This window comes from Natronococcus sp. JC468, from assembly GCF_012163165.1.
In the GTDB taxonomy this organism is placed as follows: Archaea; Halobacteriota; Halobacteria; order Halobacteriales; family Natrialbaceae; genus Natronococcus; species Natronococcus jeotgali.
On sequence record NZ_JAAVUO010000004.1, the window covers coordinates 118,734 to 139,769 of the forward strand.

20 protein-coding genes are annotated in these 21,036 nt (G+C 68.2%); 9 read left to right on the top strand and 11 right to left on the bottom strand.

Annotated elements, in window-relative coordinates; translation table 11 throughout:
• Positions 1–321: 321 nt before the first annotated feature.
• Both GWG54_RS04135 and GWG54_RS04140 read right to left on the bottom strand, forming a co-directional pair.
• On the bottom strand, positions 322–510 hold the full coding sequence (locus tag GWG54_RS04135; RefSeq protein ID WP_167936569.1) for a hypothetical protein: 189 nt from the start codon (positions 508–510) through the stop codon (positions 322–324).
• Between the two features lie 334 nt (positions 511–844).
• Complete coding sequence (locus tag GWG54_RS04140) at positions 845–1,054, bottom strand: hypothetical protein (protein WP_167936570.1); 210 nt, start codon at positions 1,052–1,054, stop codon at positions 845–847.
• A 126-nt stretch (positions 1,055–1,180) separates the two neighbouring features.
• Here GWG54_RS04140 and GWG54_RS04145 point away from each other — a divergent pair, with 126 nt between their 5' ends.
• The 5 genes from GWG54_RS04145 to GWG54_RS04165 all read left to right on the top strand — a co-directional run bounded on the left by GWG54_RS04145 (position 1,181) and on the right by GWG54_RS04165 (position 5,819).
• The gene (locus GWG54_RS04145; RefSeq protein WP_167936571.1) at positions 1,181–2,455 is read left to right on the top strand and encodes a Single-stranded DNA binding protein; all 1,275 of its coding nucleotides are present in this window, start codon (positions 1,181–1,183) and stop codon (positions 2,453–2,455) included.
• Positions 2,452–4,146 (top strand): hypothetical protein, encoded by a 1,695-nt coding sequence (locus tag GWG54_RS04150; protein WP_167936572.1) that lies wholly within the window; start codon positions 2,452–2,454, stop codon positions 4,144–4,146. The genes GWG54_RS04145 and GWG54_RS04150 overlap by 4 nt, the downstream gene beginning before the upstream one ends.
• 7 nt (positions 4,147–4,153) lie before the next feature.
• A complete protein-coding gene (locus GWG54_RS04155) occupies positions 4,154–4,945 on the top strand; it encodes a metallophosphoesterase (protein WP_167936573.1) in 792 nt (263 codons plus the stop codon).
• Positions 4,946–5,013: 68 nt separating this feature from the next.
• Complete coding sequence (locus GWG54_RS04160) at positions 5,014–5,472, top strand: molybdopterin-dependent oxidoreductase (protein WP_167936574.1); 459 nt, start codon at positions 5,014–5,016, stop codon at positions 5,470–5,472.
• Positions 5,473–5,534: 62 nt separating this feature from the next.
• Complete coding sequence (locus GWG54_RS04165; protein WP_167936575.1) at positions 5,535–5,819, top strand: hypothetical protein; 285 nt, start codon at positions 5,535–5,537, stop codon at positions 5,817–5,819.
• Between the two features lie 6 nt (positions 5,820–5,825).
• On the opposite strand, the gene GWG54_RS04170 is transcribed toward GWG54_RS04165, so the two are convergent.
• The 5 genes from GWG54_RS04170 to GWG54_RS04190 all read right to left on the bottom strand — a co-directional run bounded on the left by GWG54_RS04170 (position 5,826) and on the right by GWG54_RS04190 (position 9,465).
• The gene (locus tag GWG54_RS04170; protein WP_167936576.1) at positions 5,826–6,107 is read right to left on the bottom strand and encodes a hypothetical protein; all 282 of its coding nucleotides are present in this window, start codon (positions 6,105–6,107) and stop codon (positions 5,826–5,828) included.
• Between the two features lie 66 nt (positions 6,108–6,173).
• Positions 6,174–7,529 (bottom strand): type I glutamate--ammonia ligase, encoded by a 1,356-nt coding sequence (gene glnA / locus GWG54_RS04175; protein ID WP_167936577.1) that lies wholly within the window; start codon positions 7,527–7,529, stop codon positions 6,174–6,176.
• A 178-nt stretch (positions 7,530–7,707) separates the two neighbouring features.
• A complete protein-coding gene (locus GWG54_RS04180; protein WP_167936578.1) occupies positions 7,708–8,016 on the bottom strand; it encodes a hypothetical protein in 309 nt (102 codons plus the stop codon).
• Between the two features lie 102 nt (positions 8,017–8,118).
• Positions 8,119–8,382 carry a hypothetical protein gene (locus GWG54_RS04185; RefSeq protein WP_167936579.1) on the bottom strand — a complete coding sequence of 88 codons (264 nt, stop codon included), beginning with the start codon at positions 8,380–8,382 and terminating at the stop codon, positions 8,119–8,121.
• 66 nt (positions 8,383–8,448) lie between these two features.
• Positions 8,449–9,465: a PGF-CTERM sorting domain-containing protein gene (locus tag GWG54_RS04190; RefSeq protein ID WP_167936580.1), complete on the bottom strand. Its 1,017-nt coding sequence runs from the start codon at positions 9,463–9,465 to the stop codon at positions 8,449–8,451.
• A gap of 245 nt (positions 9,466–9,710) precedes the next feature.
• Here GWG54_RS04190 and GWG54_RS04195 point away from each other — a divergent pair, with 245 nt between their 5' ends.
• The 3 genes from GWG54_RS04195 (at position 9,711) to GWG54_RS04205 (ending at position 15,071) form a co-directional block, all read left to right on the top strand.
• Complete coding sequence (locus tag GWG54_RS04195; RefSeq protein ID WP_167936581.1) at positions 9,711–10,124, top strand: hypothetical protein; 414 nt, start codon at positions 9,711–9,713, stop codon at positions 10,122–10,124.
• 63 nt (positions 10,125–10,187) lie between these two features.
• Positions 10,188–13,013: a DEAD/DEAH box helicase gene (locus GWG54_RS04200; protein ID WP_167936582.1), complete on the top strand. Its 2,826-nt coding sequence runs from the start codon at positions 10,188–10,190 to the stop codon at positions 13,011–13,013.
• A gap of 81 nt (positions 13,014–13,094) precedes the next feature.
• Positions 13,095–15,071, top strand: coding sequence for a PAS domain S-box protein (locus GWG54_RS04205; protein ID WP_167936583.1), 1,977 nt, complete (start codon positions 13,095–13,097; stop codon positions 15,069–15,071).
• On the opposite strand, the gene GWG54_RS04210 is transcribed toward GWG54_RS04205, so the two are convergent.
• Positions 15,054–16,310 (bottom strand): RNA-guided endonuclease TnpB family protein, encoded by a 1,257-nt coding sequence (locus tag GWG54_RS04210; RefSeq protein ID WP_167936584.1) that lies wholly within the window; start codon positions 16,308–16,310, stop codon positions 15,054–15,056. The genes GWG54_RS04205 and GWG54_RS04210 overlap by 18 nt on opposite strands.
• A 200-nt stretch (positions 16,311–16,510) precedes the next feature.
• On the opposite strand from GWG54_RS04210, the gene GWG54_RS04215 reads away from it, so the two are divergent.
• On the top strand, positions 16,511–17,263 hold the full coding sequence (locus GWG54_RS04215; protein WP_167936585.1) for a protein sorting system archaetidylserine decarboxylase: 753 nt from the start codon (positions 16,511–16,513) through the stop codon (positions 17,261–17,263).
• Between the two features lie 9 nt (positions 17,264–17,272).
• On the opposite strand, the gene GWG54_RS04220 is transcribed toward GWG54_RS04215, so the two are convergent.
• The 3 genes from GWG54_RS04220 to GWG54_RS04230 form a co-directional block, all read right to left on the bottom strand.
• Entirely contained in the window at positions 17,273–17,491 is a 219-nt protein-coding gene (locus GWG54_RS04220) for a hypothetical protein (protein WP_167936586.1), read from the bottom strand.
• Positions 17,492–17,602: 111 nt separating this feature from the next.
• Positions 17,603–18,664, bottom strand: a complete 1,062-nt coding sequence (locus GWG54_RS04225; protein ID WP_167936587.1) for an amidohydrolase family protein — start codon at positions 18,662–18,664, stop codon at positions 17,603–17,605.
• A 127-nt stretch (positions 18,665–18,791) separates the two neighbouring features.
• Positions 18,792–20,987 (bottom strand): CDC48 family AAA ATPase, encoded by a 2,196-nt coding sequence (locus GWG54_RS04230; protein WP_167936588.1) that lies wholly within the window; start codon positions 20,985–20,987, stop codon positions 18,792–18,794.
• Between the last annotated feature and the right edge of the window lie 49 nt (positions 20,988–21,036).

Consider the following 21,036-nt stretch of genomic DNA (forward strand, 5'->3'; position numbering starts at 1 on the left):
TAACTCAGGTGCAATAGGTATCTCGGACATCGGTTCAATAGGGATTGCTTCGAGAGCTACCTCGAGACGACGGAACGGGCGGAGGAACTCGAGAAGATCGAGAAAACTGATAAGTTGATCGACGAGATCGCGTACGAGCTGTACGGTCGACCGACGAGGAAATCGGGATCGTCGAGGAGACAGTCGGCGGTGACTGGCGAGAACTCGAGCGGAACGCCCCGCCGGGATGAGTTTCTGGCCGAGCGTGTTCGCCAGCGGCTCGAATCTTCGAACGTCGTCTCTCCGAGCCGACCCGCGAGCCCCGCTTCGGTCGGCGTCCAGTCACCCCCAGAACGAGCCGCTGCCGACGCAGTAGAACAGCCCGATCCAGCCGAGAACGAGCCCCGCGATCACCACCAGAAAATCCGCCAGGCACGTCCCGACGATAACGCAGTACCCGATCCCGATCGTCAGCAGCAGCAACGAACCGCCGAACAGCATATGGCACCGTCTCGCAACTGTCGGTTCCATGCCCGGAGGTACCACGATCGGGCGTAAATACCTATGTCAGATACGCGTGATATTCGGGCCGGGAACTGTGTGATCGATCCTCATACGTTTTGGCTCGCCGGACTCGAGGATGCTGATCCACCCGACGCCCGCCGCTGCGAGGCAAGCGCCGGATCCGTGCGAGGACGCGACTCTGGTCGGATACCCGAAGCTACCGAACGGGGAACTCCGAGAAGCGACGACCTCCCGTCATAGCTCCTCCTTGTGACCAGAACGACTTAAAGGCGGACGGCGGTCCGCGTCGCCGACTCGCCGCGCTGTTCCCGTCGGATGCGGGACCGACGGGCTCGACGGGTCACACGCCGCATCGCGGATCGTCGCTCGAGCCGAGTAGAATCCGGTACACGATATACCCCACGAGCAGTGCGAACCCGAACGTCGCGACGGTCTCAGCGAACCAGATGACGGCGTACAGCGCCCGCGTGAGGATCCGAACGGCGACGAGGCCCCCGAAGATCAGGGCGACGAATGCCAGCCCGCCGAGCGCGGCCGTGACCCGTTCCATACCCGACGTTCACGAAACGGCGGGATGAACGTACCGCTTGCTCGCCGTCTCGAGGCACGCCTGTCCGGATTTTACTTTCGCCGCGTTCCGGGAACGCTTTTCAGGCCTCCCGACCAAATGCCGGTGATGGAACTCGACGATCATGCCGAGGAGCTCGCCTCCGACCTCGGTGTCGACAAAGAGGAGGTCAAATCCGACCTGCAGAACCTCGTGGAGTACAGCGTCCCGGTCGACGAGGCCAAACAGAGTTTGCGCCGGAAGTACGGCGACGGCTCGAGCGGCGGGGGCGCAACGCCCTCGGCGAAGAACGTCGCCGACGTCGCGCCCGAGGACGGCAACGTGACGGTCACCGCCACCGTCCTCACCGCGGGCGAGCGCTCGATCCGGTACCAGGGCTCGGACCACGTCATCGTGGAGGGCCAGCTGGCCGACGAGACCGGACGGATCGACTACACCGCCTGGGAGGAGTTCGGTCTCGAGCCGGGCGATACGATCACCGCGGGCAACGCGGGCGTCCGCGAGTGGGACGGCGAACCCGAGCTCAATCTCGGCGAGAGCACCGCGCTGTCCTTCGAGAGCGACTCCCCCGACGTGCCCTACGAGATCGGCGGCGAGGCCGACCTCGCCGACCTCGAGACGGGCGACCGCGCGCGCACGATCGAGGTGAGCGTCCTCGACTGTGAGCGCCGAACGATCGACGGCCGCGACGGCGAGACCGAGATCTTAAGCGGAGTGCTCGGCGACGAGAGCGGCCGACTCCCCTTCACGAACTGGGATCCCGCCCCGGAGATCGAGGAGGGTGCCTCGGTCCGCATCGAGAACGCCTACGTCCAGGAGTTCCGCGGGGTCCCGGAGGTCAACGTCTCGGAGTTCTCGCGGGTCTCCCACCTCGATCGGGAGATCGACGTCGGAAGCGACGCGACGACGATGGACGTCGGCGAGGCCGTCCGCACCGGCGGGATCTACGACGTCGAACTCGTCGGCAACGCGATTGCGGTCCGCGACGGCTCCGGGCTCATCCAGCGCTGTCCGGAGTGCTATCGCGTGATTCAGAAGGGACAGTGCCGGACCCACGGCGACGTCGACGGGATCGACGACCTGCGGGTGAAGGCGATCCTCGACGACGGCACCGGGACCGTCACCGCTATCCTCGACGACGACCTCACACAGCAGGTCTACGGCGGGGACCTCGAGGACGCCCTCGAGGCCGCCCGCGAGGCGATGGACCAGGAGGTCGTCGCCGACGCGATCCGCGAGAACGTCGTCGGCCGCGAGTACCGCGTGCGGGGCCACCTCTCGGTCGACGAGTACGGCGCCAACCTCGACGCCGAAACGTTCGAGGAGAGCGACGACGATCCGGCCGCTCGCGCGACGGCCTTCCTCGAGGAGGTGGACGCATGAGCGCGAACGGCGACGAGAACGACGAGGAGATTCCGGGACGGGAGATCGCCTACCGCCTGTTCGCCGCCGAGTACGACGACGCCTCGCTCTCGTACGCCGAAAGCGACGAGGAGCGCGCGCCCAACTACGTGATCACGCCGACGGGCGCCCGGCTCAACCGCGTCTTCGTCGCGGGCACGCTCACCGAGGTCACGTCGGTCAACGACGAGATGGTACGGGCCCGCGTCGTCGACCCGACGGGCGCGTTCGTCGTCTATGCGGGTCAGTACCAGCCCGACGAGCTAGCGACGCTCGAGTCGCTCGAGCCGCCCGCGTTCGTCGCGGTGACGGGCAAGGCCCGCACCTTCCAGCCCGAGGACTCCGATCGGGTCTACACCTCGATCCGACCGGAGTCGATCGCGACGATCGACGCCGACACGCGCGACCGCTGGGTCGTCAGCGCCGCCGAACGAACGATCGAGCGGATCGGCACCTACGCGGCGGCGATGGGCCTCGATACGGACGACGACGCCCTCGCGACCGCGCTGACCGAAGCGGGGGTCGACGCCGGCCTCGCGGACGGCATCCCGCTCGCGAGAGACCACTACGGGACGACGCCGGACTACCTCGCCGCCCTGCGGAACTGCGCGCTCGAGGCCTGCGAGGTCGTCGCGGGCGAGCGCGACCAGGTGAGCGGGCTCGCGATCGCGCCCGACGGCTCGAGCCCGGAGGGCGGGGCGACGTTCGACTCGCTGGCCGAACGCGGCGAGATCGCACCCGGCGAATCCGACGTCTCGACCCCGTCCGAGGACGACGGTCCCGATCCCGCGGCGGTAACCGCGGGCGAGGACGAACCGGAGCCGGTGGCGACGGCCACGGCCGACGAGTTCTCCGCGAGCGAGGACGTTCCGACGGACGCCGCCGGCGACGATCCCGCCTTCGACGCCGACGATTCCAGCGCCGAGCCGTCCCCCGAGACCGACGCGCCCGATCCCGCGGCGGTAACCGCGGGCGAGGACGAGCCGGAGTCGGTGACGACGGCCACGGCCGACGAGTTCTCCGCGAGCGAGGAGACCCCGACGGACGCCGCCGGCGAGGATCCCGCCGTCGACGCCGACGAGCCCGACGCCGGAGCGGCCGTCGAGGCCGACGACTCGTCCGCGGAAGCCGAAACCGACGAGCCGACCGAAGCGGCGACCGACGCCGCCGACGCCGACGAGGAGCTCGGCGACTTCGACGGCGGCGGCATGTACGAGATGGACGACGACGAACGCGAGCAACTCGAGGCGGAGTTCGGCGCCGAGTTCGCGACCGGAACCGAGGTCGACGACCCCGGCGAGAACGACATCGACGTTCCCGAGCCCGAGAGCGAGCGCAGCCGCGAGCCGGACGAGGAGGACGCCGAGGCACCGAGCTCGGACCTCGAGTTCGAGGCCGAGTCCGACGGGACCTCGCCCGAGGACGAGTCGACCGCCGAAACCGAGGACGGCGGAGACGACGAACCCGAATCCGCGTCGGTCGACCTCGAGTCTGTGGCCGTCGAGACGATGGCGGAACTCGACGACGGCGACGGTGCCGACCGAACCGAGGTCGTCGAGCGGGTCGCCGCCGAGACCGGCGTCGACGAGGACGTCGTCGAGGACGCCATCGAGGAGGCGCTGATGGGCGGGCAGTGTTACGAGCCCGCCGACGGAACGCTGAAGGCGATCTGAACGGGCGATGTGTACCGACCCGACTCGGGCGACGCCCGCCGTCGAACCCGTCCCCGACGAGCCGGCCGCCGTCGCGACCGTCGGCGACGAGCGTGCGCTGTTGATCGCCGACTACCACGCCGGTTACGAGGCGGGGCTGCGCCGCGAACGGGGCGTCGACGTTCCCAGTCGAGCCCCGGAGCGCCGCGAACGACTGCTCGGGATCCTCGAGCGAACCGGGATCGACCGACTGGTCGTCCTCGGGGATCTAATGCACTCGATCGGGGATCCCGACGGCGCCGAGCGCGGCGAGGTCGAGGTGCTGTTCGAGTCCCTGCCACCGACCCTCGAGGCGACCGTCGTGAAGGGCAACCACGACGGCGGGATCGCCGACTGGCTCGGGGACGCGACGGTGGTATCGGGCGCCGGAGCGACGATCGGCTCGATCGGCGTCTGCCACGGCCACACCTGGCCCGCGCCCGGCGTCCTCGACTGCGAAGTCCTCTGTCTGGGCCACGAACACCCCTGCGTCCGCCTCGAGGACGAGGTCGGCGGTAGTCGGGTCGAACCGGCGTGGCTCCGGGGTCGGATCGACCCGGAGCCCTTTCGCGATCGCCCCGAGTACGCGGGCGTCCCCTGGATCGAGGGCGGCGACCCGCCGCAGCTGATCGTCCTGCCGGCGTTCAACGACCTCGCGGGCGGAACGTGGGTCAACGTCCCCGGCCAGTCGTTTCTCTCGCCGTTCCTGCCGGAGGGACTGGCGTCCGGAGAGGCGTACCTGCTCGACGGGACGCGACTCGGTCCCTACCGGGAGCTGTAGCCTCGGCGCGATCCCAGCCGTCGGGAACGGCCGGAACCGGGAGGGTCCCTCCGAACCGAACGACGAGTATGAGCGTTCCGTCCGAACCCGCACTCGAGCGACCGATCCGTCTCGTCGGAACCCGGGAACGACGTCTCGAGGCAACCGATCTCGCCGCCCTCGAGCAGACGACCCGCGAGATCGCGATCGTCTGTGCGACCGGCGATCGGTTCGTCGAGCGCTGGCGCGGCGTCCCGATCCCGTCGCTGCTCGAGGTAGCCGAGGCGCCGCCGGAGACGACCCACCTGCTCGTCGACGCCCGGGACGGGCTGCGGGCCTGCGTTCCCGTCGAGGCAGCCCTCGAGGGGCTGCTCGCGGTCGCGAAGGGAGGGCGCCCGCTCGCCGAGGACGGCGAGTACGCGACGCGGTTCGTGGCGCCCGGCATCGACGGGGTTCGGGCGGTCAAGGGCGTCGCGCGGATCGAGACGACGGCGCTCGCGCCCGGCGTCGATCCCGAGGATCGCGAGCAACGCGGCCGCTCCGGGTGAGCGCAGGGCGGCCGGCGTATGGAAGCCGAATCCCGATGACTCGGCCGCGGGAACAACGGCGTATGTCGCTGGAAACGTACCGACTCGAGGTGCGAGAATCGGACGCCGGACTCGACGCAGACCTCTACGACGGCGAGGAGATGATCGCGGAGTCGACCCACGTCGCCTACGAGGACTTCGACGTCGAGGCGCCACAGCGCGACGAGGGGATCTCCCAAATCGAGGAGGTAACCGCCGACGTCACCGAGACCGACGTTCAGGTCCAGCGCGACGATGGCGGGTTCACCTTCGAGCTGCTGGGCGATCGGGAGACGCTCGCGACGATCCGGGTCGACGACGAGGAGTAAGCCGGCTCACGCGCGTTCGGTTTTCGATCTGATCGCGTCGCCCTCCCGCCACTGGTAGTGGCGATACGTCTCGCCGTCGACCTCGAGCGTCGAGACCGTCGCGTCCTCCGGGACGCCCTCCGGCGTCCCGTCGTCGGTCGACCGCGACTCGGCCCACGCCGCCAGCGCGTCGACGTGGTCGGCGACCGTACGAATCGTCTCGGGATCGCAGTCGGCGAGCGCCTCGAGCACCGCGTACAGCTCCGGCTCGAGATCGTCGGGCGGGGTCGGCCGATCGACAGGTGGCATCGTCGCGACGCTACGTCCGCGAAAACAAAAAGATCGGCAGATCGAGCGCCGCGGCGCGCGACCGATTCAGAACGTCTCGAGGTAGCGATCGAGCTCCCACTGGGAGACGTCGATCAGGTACTCCTCGAACTCCTGGCGCTTGGCCTCGACGAACTTCTCGGCGACGTGGTCGCCGAGCGCGTCGTAGATCGCCTCGTCGTCCTCGAGGGCGTCGACGGCGGCGCCGAGGTTCGAGGGCAGGGTGTCGATGCCGTACTCCTCGCGTTTCTGTTCGTCGAACTCGTAGATGTTCTCCCGGACCGGATCGGGACACTCCAGATCCTGCTCGATGCCGTCCAGGCCGGCGTGGATCATGGTCGCAATCGCGAGGTAGGGGTTACAGGAGGGGTCGGGCGAACGCAGTTCGACCCGCGAGGCCGCGGGGACGCGGGCGGCGGGCTTGCGGATCAGCGACGAGCGGTTGCGGTCCGACCAGGCGACGTACACCGGAGCCTCGTAGCCCGGTACCAGGCGCTTGTAGCTGTTGACCGTCGGGTTCGCGACGGCCGTGATCGCGGGAGCGTGCTCGAGCAGGCCAGCGGTAAAGGCGCGGGCCTCGTCGGAGAGGTCGAACTCGTCGTCCTCGTCGTGGAAGGCGTTCTCGCCGTCCTCGGTGAACAGCGAGAGGTGAGTGTGCATCCCCGAGCCGTTGACCTTCGGGATCGGCTTGGGCATGAACGTCGCGTGGTAGTCGTGCTGGGCCGCGATCGCGCGAACGACGGTGCGGAAGGTTGCGACGTTGTCGGCGGTCGTCAGCGCGTCGTCGTACTCGAAGTTGATCTCGTGTTGGCCCTCCGCCACTTCGTGGTGACTGGCCTCGACCTCGAAGCCCATGTCCTCGAGCCCGTAGATGATGTCCCGGCGAACGTCGCTGGCGAGGTCCTTCGGCGCGAGGTCGAAGTAGCCGCCGTGGTCGTTGGTCTCGGTCGTCGCGTGGCCGTCCTCGTCCTCCTCGAACAGGAAGAACTCCGGCTCGGGGGCGGCGTTGACGGTGTACCCCATCTCCTGGGCCCGATCGAGGGCCTTCTTGAGGACGTATCGCGGGTCACCCTCGAACGGTTCGCCCGTCGAGGTGTCGATCACGTCACAGATCATCCGCGCGGCGGCGCTGTCCTCCTTGTCCCTCCAGGGAAGGACGGCGAAGGTCTCGGGATCGGGCTTGAGGCGCATGTCGGACTCCTGAATGCGGACGAAGCCCTCGATCGAGGATCCGTCGAAGTAGATCCCCTCCGTGAACGCCTTCTCGGCCTGCCGGGCCGGAACCGAGACGTTCTTGACGGTTCCGAGGATGTCGGTAAACTGCAGGCGAAGGAAGTCGACGCCCTCGGCTTCGATCTCGTCCAGTACCTCCTGTTCTACCGTGGTCAGGTTCCCATCTGACATCTTCTACTCGAGTTATCCAACGGATCCCACTATTAAAGCTCTGCTGTTGTGGGCGAATATACTCGATCCCGTAGAAAAGTGGATGATCGTAAACACGATATCCCGCTGGGTGGGGATCGGGTCGAAAGTCGGCGAGGAATCGGCCAGAAAAGCTCCGAACGTGGACCCCGCGCGGAACTCACGGGTCGTCTCGACGGGGCGACGCCCGCACGGGAATCGTCGACGCGAGACCGACGCTGGCCTGCCAGACCGAGACGGAGGTTCGGACCACTCGTCCCCAGGCCTCACCGGGATTGGGACCGCCGTCCTCGCGGGGCCGTTCCGCGATCACCGTCCCGCAGTCGGGACAGACGTACGCTACCTCGGTCCCGCGAGGTTCGCGGACCCAGTCGCCGTCGACGGAACTCGCGTGGTCACACCCCCAGCAGTACAGCGTGGCCTTCCGTCCCTCGCGGACGTCGCGGTCGTGACTGACGGAACGAGTCATCGGCGTTCGTAGCGGATCGAGGGATAAAGCCCCTTTTCTCAATGATCGTTTCTTCGACCGAAGGCCCGAACTCGCCGCGGCCTCGAGGTCGTCGCGAGGCGTCTAGGCGTCGTCGGGCTCGAGCTCGCTCGGATCGACCTCGCCCGCGAGGTACCGCTCGCCCAGGTCGCTGATGCCGTACATTCCCATCGCGTGTTTCGTCGCGAGCCCGTACTTCGTGAGCTCCCGACACCGGTAGGCGACGTGGGGTGCGCGGGGCTCGACCTCCTCGGCGAGCTGGTCGGGCATGAAGACGTCCTCGTCCCGGAGCAGCCGAAGGAGCTCCTCGTCGACCGGGTCCATCCACTCGGTACTGTCGTCGGTCATCGGTACCTCGAGTTCGTCGCCGGAGCCGGTAAATGGCTCGGAGTCCGCGGACGGGTCGCTCGTGGATCAGCGCCGGGCGACCCCGACGGCGACCGCAGCCAGCGCGATCACGGCGACGGCGGCGCCGAACCCTGGCAGGCCATCCGAGTCGTCGGTCTCGCTCGATTCGTCACCGTCGGCGCCGTTCGAATCGGTGCTGTCGGAGGCGTTCGTACCGTCGTCCGAACCGGTCCCGTCGGTCTCGTTCGATTGGTCGGTTTCGCTCGAATCGTCACCGTTCCCGTCGGTCGGTTCGCTTCCGTTCTCGCCGTCCTCGAACTCGTCGGCGTTGGCGGTCAACTGGAGGACGGCGACGGCCTGTCCGTGGGTGCCGTTGGGCTCGTAGGTCCAGCCGCCGGCGTCCTCGTAGGGCACGGCGTCCTCGACCGGATCGACGTCCGTGTCCCAGGCGTCGTGGGCCTGCTGGACGTAGCCGACGACCTCGACGTACTCGATCGTTCCGTCCTCGGGCTGGCCGTGCATCTCGATGCAGTGGGAGTCGAGGTAGCCGTCGCCCTGCGGAAGCTCCGAGCTCGTCCCGAACTGGTCGGAATCGAGCGGCTGCTCGTAGTTGTCGGTCAGCGGATACTCGACGGTTATCGGGTCGGCCTGGGAGTGCCACTCGAGCTCCTCGCCGGTCGACATCGTCGCCGTCGTGTTCGGGACGCTCTCGCCGACGACCGGTTCGCCGGCCTCGTTGACGAGCGTCACGCAGAGTTTCCCGGAGCCGTCGCCGAGGTACGGATCCCGGTACTCGTCTCGCGTGTTGATGTAGCTGATCCAGCTGCCGTCGGGTGCGGCAGCCTCGTAGTACTCGTCGCCCGGTTCCGGGACCGGGACCTCGCTCGCCGTTTCGGAGACCCCGGTCGTCGACTGCACCGCGCTCGACTCGAACGCGGTCGCGTCGGAGTCGGGCGCCCCGTCGGAACCGACGGCCGCGGTTCCGCCGACGAGAAACGCCGTCGCGAGGACGCCGGCCAGCACCGCGACGGCGCCGACGACCGCGACGGTTCGACCGGCTCGCCGCCGATCCGTCCCGCTCATCGTTTCCTCCGCGCGCACCGGTGGTCCGACTCCGCAGCGGGACCCTCCGTCGAGCGAGCGACACTCGAGTGCTCGCACTGAACCGATTTACTGAATCTCATCTACAATGACAATATCCGAGACAACTGTATACTATTCGGTTGTTAAACCCCTGTTAGGAGGTTGATACGGGAGAGTAGCACCCGGCGATCGGGCTTGCTCTCGCGGGCCGAACGGACTTGCCGACACCGCCGAAAGGACGGTCAATGAGTCTACGAGCGTTTCGCGGAGCGCACTCCAACCGTCGACCGGAATCGCCCGCGACGGGGCCGTCACTCGGTCGACTCGCGGGGCTGGCGGTCGTCGGCGCGGGGATCGTCCTCGTCGCGGACGCGCTCGCCCGCCGCCTCGAATCGGCCGATCCGTCGATGGTCGTCGACGGCGTGCGAAAGCGCCGCGGCAAACCGACGCCACGGAGCCGTCCCCCGTCCGACGGGGACGGCGCCGAGACGATCGACGACGACCGACTGAACGCCGATCTGACGGACGGGGCGCGCTCGGCCGAGGCAATCGATGAACGGACCGCGGCGAACGTTCAGGAGAAGCCGGCCTCGCCGGGCGAGCTAACCCTCGACGAAGAACTCGCCGACGAGCTCCGAGCGGACGACCGCGAGGGGTGATCGACGACGGCGAAACGGACGGAGAACGTGTCTCTTATCCGCCCTACGCCCGTAGAAACGACGATGACTGCAGGAGACGTCGCCGCCTTCACGCACCTCGGGCCGACGGTCCGCGGGGCGCTCTCGGAGCGCGGATTCTCCGCCCCGACGGCACCCCAGCGGCTCGCGATCCCGCCGCTGTCGGCCGGCGAGAACACGCTCGTGATCGCGCCGACCGGGAGCGGCAAGACCGAGACGGCGATGTTGCCCGTCTTCGATCACCTGGTCGAGGAGCGACCCGAGGGTCTGGGCGCGCTCTACGTGACGCCGCTGCGGGCGCTCAACCGCGACATGCGCGAGCGCCTCGAGTGGTGGGGCGAGTACCTCGACCTCGAGGTCGACGTCCGTCACGGCGACACGACCGACTACCAGCGCAGCAAGCAGGCCGAGGACCCGCCGGACGTGTTGATCACGACCCCCGAGACGGTCCAGGCGATGCTCACCGGCGAGCGGCTCCGGGAGGCGCTGGCGGACCTCTCCCACGTCGTGATCGACGAGGTCCACGAACTCGCGGCCTCGAAGCGCGGAGCCCAGCTGTCGATCGCCCTCGAGCGACTGCACGACCTCGCGGGGCGGATGCAGCGGATCGGGCTCTCGGCGACGGTCGGCGATCCGGAGTCGGTAGGGCGACTCCTCACCGGCGGTCGGGCCTGCGAGATCCGCGAGATCGACGTCGGTAGCAACGTCGACGTGACGGTCCGCAGCCCCGAGGTAACGCCCGAGGACGAGGAACTCGCCGGGAAGCTCGTCACCGACGCCTCGACGGCGAGTCACGTCCGGCTCATCCGGGACCTCGTGGACGAGCACGAGTCGACGCTGATCTTCGTCAACACCCGCCAGACCGCCGAGGCGCTGGGGTCGCGCTTTACGGAACTCGACCTCCCGATCGGCGTCCACCACGGCTCGCTCTCGAAGGAGGCCCGGATCGACGTCGAGGACCGGTTCAAAGACGGCGAGCTCGAGGGGCTGCTGTGTACGTCCTCGATGGAACTTGGGATCGACGTCGGCCGGGTCGACCACGTGATCCAGTACCAGAGTCCACGTCAGGTCGCCCGCCTGCTCCAGCGGATCGGCCGCGCGGGCCATCGCCAGGACGAGGTCTCGAGCGGGACGATCGTGACGACCCGCCCCGACGACACGTTCGAGGCGCTGTCGATCGCCCGGCGGGCCCGGGACGGCGAGGTCGAACCCGCCGAGATCCACGAGGGAAGCCTCGACGTCGTCGCCAACCAGCTCCCGGCGCTCGTCCAGAGCCGCGGCGACACCCGCTTCGAGGAGGCCGTCGAGACGATCACCCGCGCGTACCCGTTCCGGGAGGTCACGGAGGCGACGATCCGGGAAATCCTCGGCGAGCTGCACCGCAACCGGGTCGTCTGGTTCGACGAGAGCGAGGACCGTCTCGAGACGACCGGCGGGACCTGGCAGTACGTCTACGCGAACCTCTCGATGATCCCCGACGAGGAGACCTACGAGGTCCACGACATCGCCTCGGGGGGCCAGATCGGCACCCTGGACGAGCAGTTCGTCGTCAACTTCGCCCAGCCGGGCGAGGTGTTCATCCAGCGCGGCGAGATGTGGCGCATCGCCGAGATCGACGACGAGGAGGGTCGAGTGAAGGTGAGCCCGATCGAGGATCCCGCGGGCGAAGTGCCGTCCTGGATCGGTCAGGAAATCCCTGTCCCCGCAGCCGTGGCTGGCGAGGTCGGCGAGATCCGTGCGGTCGCCGAGCCCCAGCTCCGGCAGGGCGCCGACGCCGCCGCCGTCGGCCGGGAGTTCGCAGGCCGGTATCCCGCCGACCCGGAGACGCTCTCGGCGGCCTGCTCGCAGCTCGAGGACCACCTCGAGGCCGAAGCGCCGATGCCGACGGCCGACCGACTCGTCCTCGAGCGGCAGGGCCGGACGGTCGTGCTCAACGCGCCGTTCGGCCACAAGGTAAACGAGACGCTCGGTCGCGTACTTTCGGCGCTTTTGGGCCAGCGAGCGGGCTCCTCGGTCGGCCTCGAGACGGACCCCTACCGGATCGAGCTCGAGGTGCCGACCTCGGTCGCGACCAGTGACGTCCTCGAGGTGCTCGAGGACACCGACCCCGACCACGTCGGGACGATCGTCGAGCTTGGACTCAAGGGGTCGGACGCGCTGGCCTTCCGGCTCGCGCAGGTCTCGGCGAAGTTCGGCGCGCTCAAGCGCTGGCAGGGGTCCGGCCGAATGTCGAACGAACGGCTCCTCTCGGCGCTCGAGGACACCCCGATGTACGATGAGTCGCTCCGGGAGGTCTTCCACGAGGATCTGGACGTCGAGCGCGCGGGCCGGGTTCTCGAACGCCTCCAGTCCGGCGACCTCGAGCTCGTGACCCACCGCGGTCGAACGCCCGTCGGGCTGGGCGGGCGGTCCTCGGGCAAGGAGCTGCTGGCGCCGGAAAACGCCGACGCCAGCGTCATCGAGACGGTCAAGGAACGGATCCGCGACGATCGCGTGATCTTGCTGTGTACCCACTGTCACGAGTGGAAGGTGAAGACGAAGGTCGGCCGGGTCGACGACCAGCCCGAGTGTCCGAACTGCGGCTCGACCCGGATCGCGTCGCTGAACCCGTGGGCCGACGAGGTCGTGCAGGCCGTCCGGGCCGAGGAAAAGGACGACGAACAGGAGGAGATGACCGAACGGGCCTTCCACAGCGCGAGTCTGGTCCAGAGCCACGGCAAGCAGGCGGTCATCGCGATGGCCGCCCGCGGGGTCGGCCCACACAACGCGGCCCGGATCATCAGCAAGCTCCGGGAGGACGAGGCCGACTTCTACCGGGACATCCTCTCGAAGGAGCGCGAGTACGCCCGGACGCAGTCGTTCTGGGACTGACCGCTCCGGATCCGGCGGGACCGAACCGGTCGTCCGCTTCCGGCAGAGTCCTTATCCGTCGGACCGGCGGAGTCGCCGTCTATGAACTCGGAGTCGCCCGACGAACCCGCCGAGGTCGAGACGCGACCGTCCGGCGCTCCCCTCTCCCTGCTCGACGTCGCGGGCGTTCCGAGCGTTCGGCTGACGTCGTCGGGAACGATCGACGACGTTACCGCCGCGTTCGCGTCGCTGACTGGCTACGAACGCTCGGAGCTGCTCGGTCGTCGGTTCGCGGATCTGCTGGTCGGGGAGCCGCTGGCGGCGACCCGTTCGCTTCGGACCGACGCGGGCGCCGTCGTCGACGTCGAACTCCACTTCGATCCGCCGTCGGCTGACGGCGCTGGCCCGGAGCGGCGAGTCACCGGGATCGTCGATCCGAAACCGACGTCCGCTCGATCCGAACCGGCCTACGGTCCGACGTTCGAGGCGCTCGCCGACGCGGTACCCGACGGGATCATCGTCCTCGATACCGACAGCGAGATCCGGTACGTCAACCCCGCCGTCGAACGGATCCTCGGCCACGACCCCGCGGAACTCGTCGGCGGAAGCAAGCTCGAGATCATCCCGCCGCGGCTCCGACAAACTCACCTCGACGCGCTCAACCGGTACCTCGAGACCGGGGAGCGGAACCTGGACTGGACCTACGTCGAGCTTCCCGGACGACACAGCGACGGCCACGAGGTTCCGCTCGGGGTCTCGCTCAACGACTTCTTCCACGACGGCGACCGGTACTTCGTCGGTCTCTTCCGAGATATCTCGCCGCGAAAGGAGGCCGAGGAGGCGTTGACGACGAAGGTCGCCCAACTGGAGTCGGTCGCGTACCTCGGCCGCGACGCCCTCGAGAACGCGGACGACGACGCGCTGTTCCGGAAGGCCGGAGAGCTGGTCGCCGCGGCGTTCGACGCCGAGTGCTGTGCCGTCCTCGAGGCGACCGACGCGGGCGACGGACGGGCGGCGTTTCGGACCCGGACCGCAGTCGGCTGCGACGACGCGCGCCTCGAGAGCGGGTCGGTATCGCCGGCGGAGTCGCTGGCCGCAGCCGCGTGTGCCGACGGCGAACCGGTAGTGGTCGAAGACGTCGAGGCCGATCCGCGGTTCGACGCCCCGCTGCTCCCGCCGAACGACGCGCTTCGCAGCGGGCTCGCCGTCGCCATCGGCCCGGTCGCGGACGCCTGGGGCGTCCTCGCGGTCTACGACGACCGTCCTCGTGAGTTCGCCGACCACGACGTCGACTTCCTCGACAGCGTCGCGACGATCCTGGCGACCGCCCTCGAGCGCCGGCGCTACGAGCGACGGCTCAACGAGACGGTCCGCGAACTTGAGGCCTCGAACGAGCGCCTCGAGCAGTTCGCGTACGCGGCCTCCCACGACCTCCAGGAGCCGTTGCGGATGGTCTCGAGTTACCTCGAGCTGCTCGAGGACCGCTACGGCGACGAGTTAGACGAGGACGCCGAGGAGTTTCTCGCGTACGCGGCCGACGGCGCCGATCGGATGCGCGAGATGATCGACGGGCTGCTGGCGTACTCGCGGATCGATTCGCAGGGCGACCCCTTCGAACCGGTGGCGCTCGAGGACGTCCTCGATGACGTGTTGACGGACCTGCAGGTGATGATCGAGCGCCAGGACGCCGAGATCACGATCGAGCCGCTGCCGACGGTCCAGGGCGACGCCAGCCAGCTCCGACAGCTCTTCCAGAACCTGCTGTCGAACGCGATCGAGTACAGCGGGGACGATCCCCCGCGGATTCACGTCGGCGCCGAACGCGACGGCGACCGGTGGCGGCTCTCGGTGCGCGACGAAGGGATCGGCCTCGATCCCTCGGCGGCCGACCGCGTCTTTCAGGTGTTCCAGCGGCTCCACGGGCCCGACGAGTACGACGGGACGGGGATCGGGCTGGCCATCTGTCGCCGGATCGTCGAGCGCCACGGCGGCGAGATCACCGTCGACTCCGAACCCGGCGAGGGAGCGACGTTCGCGTTCACCCTTCCCACGACCATCTCGTCATCGACCCACGACTGAAGTCGTGGGCTTGTCCGTGGACTCCCGGTCTGCCGACGAAACGTCGTAGGCGGTGTAATCGCCGTTCCCGTTCAGCGTCCCGGACTTGAGGGCGAGATGACCGTCGCCCAACCCAGAGGGACGTTTGCCCTCTGGTAAAGTTAGCAGTTTCAGACCGATGTTCTTCGAGGCGTTGTAGTCGCCATCAACCGAGTACCCACAGTCGTTACACTCGAACCAACCAATCTTGCTGTCGCGGTTCGTGCTTGACTGATGTCCACACTTCGAGCAGGTCTGACTCGTAAACGCGGGCGGTATCTGTTCAACGTGGATACCGTACTCGCTGGCCTTGTACGCGAGCATTTCTTGGAGTTCTCGGAACGCCCAGTTGTGTATCTGACGCTTCACTTGGTCGTTCCGATTATCCATTCGCTCGCGGATACGGGTCAAACGTTCGACGGCGATGTACGAGCAGTCGTGGGCGTCGGCTTCCTCCACGATGCGTCGAGAAATCGTGTGCAGGCGATTCAGCACGAAGCGGTTTTCTCGCCCCGACAGTCGCCGGAGTACCTGCTTGGCGGAGCGGGTGCCTTTGTGCTGAAGGCTTCGACGCACGCGGAAGTAGTGGTTCTGTCCCCACAACAGTTCGCCACCATCGTAAAACGAACCCGTGCTGGTCACGGCAACGTTCTTGAGGTTCAAGTCCACGCCCAGTACCTTATCACCGTCTCGTTCTTCGACTTCTTTCTTGATGACGATGTGGAGGTAGAACGCTTCTTCGTCTTCGCGGTAGTGGAGCGTTCCCATCCGCTTCTCGTAGTCGTCATCATCGAGGTAGGACTTCTGGTAGTCACCGAGAACGTAGTCCACGGCGACTCGCCCGTTGATGGTCGAAAGCGTGGCCGACCTGTCCTTGATGGTCAACGTCCGTTTGTCGTAGACAGCGGACGGTTCGTTGAATCGTGGGAGTGGTCGGCTGTTGCCCTTCTTCCAGTCTGCGACAGTGCTTTTCATCGCTTCGACGGATTTTGAGTAGGCGCGAACGCAGAGGTTCGCGGGCAGATCTGTCTCGTCCCGCAGGTCGTGGTACACTTTGTCGTGTATGGTGGACTTGTTGAGGATGAGATAGCCGTCGTCGTTCCTGCCGTGTCGGACGGTGTAGTTGCAGGCGTGGTTAAACTGCTCGATGGTCTGATGGAGGTCATCATGTCGGTCTTCTGGAACCGAGAGTTTGACCGGAACGGTTCGTTTGACCTCCATCTGCAACTTCACATATAGGAAAGTGTTTTATAAATACTACGACTGGCGTGGGGGAGTCGGGTTGCTATCGTTCGTGGGTTGATTCGTGGCTTGTCGGATTCCTCTCACGACTACAGTCGTGAGCTTCCTCCTTGCATTTCTGTGAGCCCGGCCCGAACTCGTCCGTAACGACCATACGACTCGCCCGCGTGGCCCGGAGTATGAACGTCGCTCCGGGGGCCTGGAAGTACGCCCTGCCGCCGCTGCTCGCCGCGCCGTTCGCGCTACTGTTCAGCGTCGGGGCCAGTGTCGTCGCCCTCCTCGCGGGGGTCGCAACGCTCGGGTTCTTCCGCGACCCGGAGCGGAACCCGCCCCCGACGGGCGTCGTCGCGCCCGCCGACGGCACCGTCTCGGTGCTGCGCGAGGAGGACGGGCGCGTCCGGCTGGGGATCTTCATGAACGTCTGGCACGTCCACGTCGTCCGCGCTCCCTTCGCCGGTAGCGTCGCTGACGTCGAACACGTCGCGGGCGCGAACCGCCCCGCCTTCTCGAAGGAGTCAGAACGAAACGAGCGCGTCCGCGTCGCGGTCGAGACCGACTCGCCACATCTCCCCGAGTTCGCCGTCGACGACGACGGCGACGTGGACGCCGGGCGCTCCAGAGACGCGGCGACGGCGACCGTCACTCTCATCGCCGGCGCGTTCGCCCGCCGGATCTTCCCCTACGTGGAATCCGGCGACGCCCTCGAGCGCGGCCAGCGGCTCGGTCACATCGCCTTCGGCAGCCGCGTCGACCTGCTGTTCCCGCCCAGCGTCGGGATCGACGACGTCGCCGTCGAACCCGGGGACTCGACGACCGCCGGCGAGACCGTTGTGCTCGAACCCGAGGAGGACGCGCTGCTCGAGGCCGGCCTCGAGGACTCCCTCGAGCGCGAGTCCGACGACGGCGACGGCTCGGCCGCGATCGGCGCGTAGCGACGGCACTCAGGCGGATCGGTCGACCGTCCCGGGATCGTCCAGAATCTCCGCCGCGTCGTCCATGACGCGAAGGTCGGGTTCGTCGCACGCACAGCACCCGCCCTTCTCGCTCCCGATCGGTCGCAGTTGCCCGTCGGCCTCGACGCGGACCGCGATCGCGTCCCCGCAGCCCTCGCAGATCGCGGCCGCCCGTTCGCCCTCCTCGTTCCGCGGTGGTTCGTCCATTCCGATCGGGACGTCACCGCGGAACGGGATAACGGTCTTTCCGGAGATCCCAGGTAGTATATACGCAGTGTACGGATCAGCCGTCGGCCGCGTGAACGGTCCGACGCCGACTCAGCGAAGCAATCCCTCGAGGTTGCGGTGTCGAACGTTCGCCCAGGCGTCGCGCTCGAGGTCGAACCGATCGAACGCCTCGAGCAGCGGGACCTCCTGTCCGGGGTAGAGGTAGTCGCTGCCGAACACGAGCTGTTCGTGGTGGGTCTCGAGCAACGCCCGACCGTGCTCGTCGTCGCGGGTCAGCGCGTTCCAGCCGGCCCGCGTGGAGAGGTCGCCGTAGATGTTGTCGTACGTCGAGAGCAGCTCCCAGACGCGGCCGCGGGACTCGATCGTCCCCTCCGGACGGCCGCCGAGGTCCGACGGCTCGACGTTCGCGGCGACGTGGGCCCACCACCCGGTGGCGTGGGCGACGAAGTCGACCTCCGGGTAGGAGGCCAGCACCTCCTCGAGCCGCGGCAGGCCGACCTCGTCGGTCAGGAACTGTCGGTCCGTGTGGAACACGATCGGCAGCCCGTTCTCGGCACACAGCTCGTAGAGGGGCTCGAGGCGCCCGTCGTCGATCGGCATACCGACCTTCAGCTCGCCGAAGCCCTGGGCGCCGCTGTCGACGTACCGTTCGAAGACGTCGACGGCCTCGTCCCCGTAGGTCATGGTCCGCGGATCGATCGTACAGAAGGGAACGAGGCGGTCGGGGTAGGCGGCGACCTGTTCGAGCACCCACCAGCTCGGCGCCTGGACCGGGTACCCCTCGGGGGAGTCGAACGCCATGACCGCCGCGCGGTCGACGCCGTTGGCGTCCATCCAGTCGACGAGCTCGTCGGCCGACAGCGAGTCCTGCCCCCGCGCCGCCGTCGGGATGACGTGTGCGTGCGCGTCGAACAGCGGGAGGTCGCCGACGGGATTCGACTCGTCGGCCGTCTCGTCCGTTCTCTCGGACGGTTCGGTATCGGCCGGCCCCCCGGAGCCGATGGCTCCGCAGCCGGCGACGGAGGCGAACAGTCCGGCGGTCGCGGTCGTCGCGAGGTGTCGTCGCCGGGTCGCGGTCGGGCCGTCCGCGGCCGCGTCGGCGGGCTCGGTCTCGGCGGGCGCATCGTCCGACTGTCGGGGCGATGAATCCATACGCCGCGGTATCAGAGACTAGTACAAAACCGCTCGCCCGGGTAATCGACGCCTTCTCGCTCCCGCGTCCGAAACCGTCCGTTTCGCGCCGCCTACCGTCCTCGCCCCGATCGGGGCGGGTACCGTCTTAGCCCGCGGCGTCGCGCTCTTCGCGGGCCTCCTCGAGGTGGCGACGCTCGATCAGGACCTCGTCGGCCCGCTCGTTGGCTTCCTCGGGGTCGTAGGCGGTGGCGACCTCCCGGATCGCCTTCATCGAGGCGGTTCGAACGAGGGCCTCGATGTCGGCGCCGGTGTACCCCTCGAGTTCGGCCGCCAGCTCGGCGAGGTCGACGTCCTCGGCCAGCGGTTTGTCTCCCGCGTGGACCGCGAGGATCTTCTCGCGGGCCTCGAGGTCAGGTTCGCCGACCAGCACGTGGGTGTCGAGCCGTCCGGGTCGGAGCAGGGCGGGATCGATCTGGTCCTTGCGATTCGTGGCGGCGAGCACGACGAGGTTCGGGTTCTCTGCCATTCCGTCGAGCTCCGTGAGCAGCTGGGAGACGACGCGCTCGGTGACCTCGCTCCCCCCCTCGCCGCGGGCCGCGGTGATGGCATCGATCTCGTCGAAGAAGACGATCGACGGCGCGGCCTGGCGGGCGCGCTCGAAGACCTTCCGGATCGCCTTCTCCGACTCGCCGACGTAGCGGTCGACGATCTCGGGGCCGTCGACCCGGACGAAGTTGACGTCGGTCTCGCCCGCGAGCGCGCGGGCCAGCAGCGTCTTCCCCGTTCCGGGCGGGCCGTACAGCAACACGCCGGAGGGCGGTTCGGTGTTGGTCTCCTCGAAGAGGCGATCGTAGGTCAGGGGCCACTCGACGGACTCTCGAAGGGTGTTCTTCGCGCCCTCGAGTCCGCCGACGTCGGCGAAGTCGGTCTCCGGGGATTCGGCGACGTACTCGCGCATCGCCGAGGGCTCGACCGACGCCAGCGCCGTATCGAAGTGCGCCCTGGTGACCCTCGGATCCCGGTTCCACTCCTCGCGGTCGTCGGCGTCGGTCGGTCGCTCCCGGATCGCAGCCATCGCGGCCTCGCTGGCGACGGCGTCTAAGTCCGCGCCGACGAACCCGTGGGTCCGCCTGGCGATCGTGTCGACGCTGACGTCCTCGGCCAGGGGCATCCCGCGGGTGTGGACCTCGAGGATCTCCCTGCGGCCGGCCTCGTCGGGGACGCCGATCTGGATCTCCCGGTCGAAGCGCCCGCCCCGTCGCAACGCGGGATCGATCGCGTCGACCCGGTTCGTCGCGCCGATGACGATCACCTCGCCGCGGGCGTCGAGCCCATCCATCAGCGTCAGCAACTGGCCGACGATGCGGTTCTCGGCGTCGCTGTCGTCGCCGCGGGCCCCGGCGATCGAGTCGATCTCGTCGAAGAAGATTATCGTCGGCGCGTTCTCGCGGGCGCGCTCGAACACCTCCCGGAGCTGCTCCTCGCTTTCGCCCTTGTACTTCGACATGATCTCCGGACCAGAGATCGTCTCGAAGGACGCATCGACCTCGTTGGCGACCGCGCGGGCGATCAGCGTCTTCCCCGTTCCGGGCGGACCGTACAGCAACACGCCCGACGGCGGCTCGACGCCCAGCCGGCGGAACAGCTCGGGTTCGGACAGCGGGAGCTCGATCATCTCCCGGACCTGCTCGAGCTCTTCGTCCAAGCCGCCGATGTCCTCGTAGGTCGGCCCGGTCGTCCCCTCCGACGGGAGCGACGCCGCGTCGGTCCCGGTGCTCGAGGCGGCGGCCCCGTCGCCCTGAGCCGCCCCGCCGTTCGCGTCGGCGTCGGCGCCGGCGAGCCGGACCGCGGTCGCACTCGAGATGCGCACGTCGCCGTTCGGCGTCGTGTCGACGACGGTGAAGGGGTCCTGGCTGACGCCCTCGATCCGGATCTGCTCGCCGGACCGGACCGGACGGTTCCGGAGTTTCTGTGCCACGTCACGCGAGGCGAGCCGTCGGTCGTCCTCGCCCAGCGAGGGCGGCGGCGACAGCGTCACCCGCTCGGCCTCCCGGATCGTCGAGGTATCCTTCGGTCGGATCGTGACCGTCTCGCCAACGTGGACCCCGGCGTTCGCGCGGGTATCGCCGTCGATCTGGACGACGGTTTCGGGCACCGACGGATCCGCGGGCCACATCTTCGCGACGGTCGCCCTCTCGCCCTCGATCACGACCGTGTCGCCGCTGAGAACGCCCAGCTCTCGACGCGCGCGCTCGGGGATGCGAGCGACTCCGCGCCCGGCGTCGCGCTTCTCAGCCGCCCGAACGGACAGCTCGACGCCGTCCGCGTCCGACCCACTCATAGAGTGTCGTTTCGGCGCGGCGCTCTTGAGAATTGCCCTCCCGTCTCCC

Excerpts from the sequence above, each read along its gene's own strand:
- GWG54_RS04145 (WP_167936571.1), top strand. The coding sequence starts at position 1,181 with ATGGAACTCGACGATCATGCCGAGGAGCTCGCCTCCGACCTCGGTGTC.
- GWG54_RS04200 (WP_167936582.1), top strand. The coding sequence starts at position 10,188 with ATGACTGCAGGAGACGTCGCCGCCTTCACGCACCTCGGGCCGACGGTC.
- GWG54_RS04135 (WP_167936569.1), bottom strand. The coding sequence starts at position 510 with ATGGAACCGACAGTTGCGAGACGGTGCCATATGCTGTTCGGCGGTTCG.
- GWG54_RS04210 (WP_167936584.1), bottom strand. The coding sequence starts at position 16,310 with ATGGAGGTCAAACGAACCGTTCCGGTCAAACTCTCGGTTCCAGAAGAC.
- GWG54_RS04205 (WP_167936583.1), top strand. The coding sequence starts at position 13,095 with ATGAACTCGGAGTCGCCCGACGAACCCGCCGAGGTCGAGACGCGACCG.
- GWG54_RS04140 (WP_167936570.1), bottom strand. The coding sequence starts at position 1,054 with ATGGAACGGGTCACGGCCGCGCTCGGCGGGCTGGCATTCGTCGCCCTG.
- GWG54_RS04225 (WP_167936587.1), bottom strand. The coding sequence starts at position 18,664 with ATGGATTCATCGCCCCGACAGTCGGACGATGCGCCCGCCGAGACCGAG.
- GWG54_RS04165 (WP_167936575.1), top strand. The coding sequence starts at position 5,535 with ATGTCGCTGGAAACGTACCGACTCGAGGTGCGAGAATCGGACGCCGGA.
- GWG54_RS04185 (WP_167936579.1), bottom strand. The coding sequence starts at position 8,382 with ATGACCGACGACAGTACCGAGTGGATGGACCCGGTCGACGAGGAGCTC.
- GWG54_RS04180 (WP_167936578.1), bottom strand. The coding sequence starts at position 8,016 with ATGACTCGTTCCGTCAGTCACGACCGCGACGTCCGCGAGGGACGGAAG.
- GWG54_RS04155 (WP_167936573.1), top strand. The coding sequence starts at position 4,154 with ATGTGTACCGACCCGACTCGGGCGACGCCCGCCGTCGAACCCGTCCCC.
- GWG54_RS04160 (WP_167936574.1), top strand. The coding sequence starts at position 5,014 with ATGAGCGTTCCGTCCGAACCCGCACTCGAGCGACCGATCCGTCTCGTC.
- GWG54_RS04230 (WP_167936588.1), bottom strand. The coding sequence starts at position 20,987 with ATGAGTGGGTCGGACGCGGACGGCGTCGAGCTGTCCGTTCGGGCGGCT.
- GWG54_RS04195 (WP_167936581.1), top strand. The coding sequence starts at position 9,711 with ATGAGTCTACGAGCGTTTCGCGGAGCGCACTCCAACCGTCGACCGGAA.
- GWG54_RS04170 (WP_167936576.1), bottom strand. The coding sequence starts at position 6,107 with ATGCCACCTGTCGATCGGCCGACCCCGCCCGACGATCTCGAGCCGGAG.
- GWG54_RS04215 (WP_167936585.1), top strand. The coding sequence starts at position 16,511 with ATGAACGTCGCTCCGGGGGCCTGGAAGTACGCCCTGCCGCCGCTGCTC.
- glnA (WP_167936577.1), bottom strand. The coding sequence starts at position 7,529 with ATGTCAGATGGGAACCTGACCACGGTAGAACAGGAGGTACTGGACGAG.
- GWG54_RS04190 (WP_167936580.1), bottom strand. The coding sequence starts at position 9,465 with ATGAGCGGGACGGATCGGCGGCGAGCCGGTCGAACCGTCGCGGTCGTC.
- GWG54_RS04150 (WP_167936572.1), top strand. The coding sequence starts at position 2,452 with ATGAGCGCGAACGGCGACGAGAACGACGAGGAGATTCCGGGACGGGAG.
- GWG54_RS04220 (WP_167936586.1), bottom strand. The coding sequence starts at position 17,491 with ATGGACGAACCACCGCGGAACGAGGAGGGCGAACGGGCGGCCGCGATC.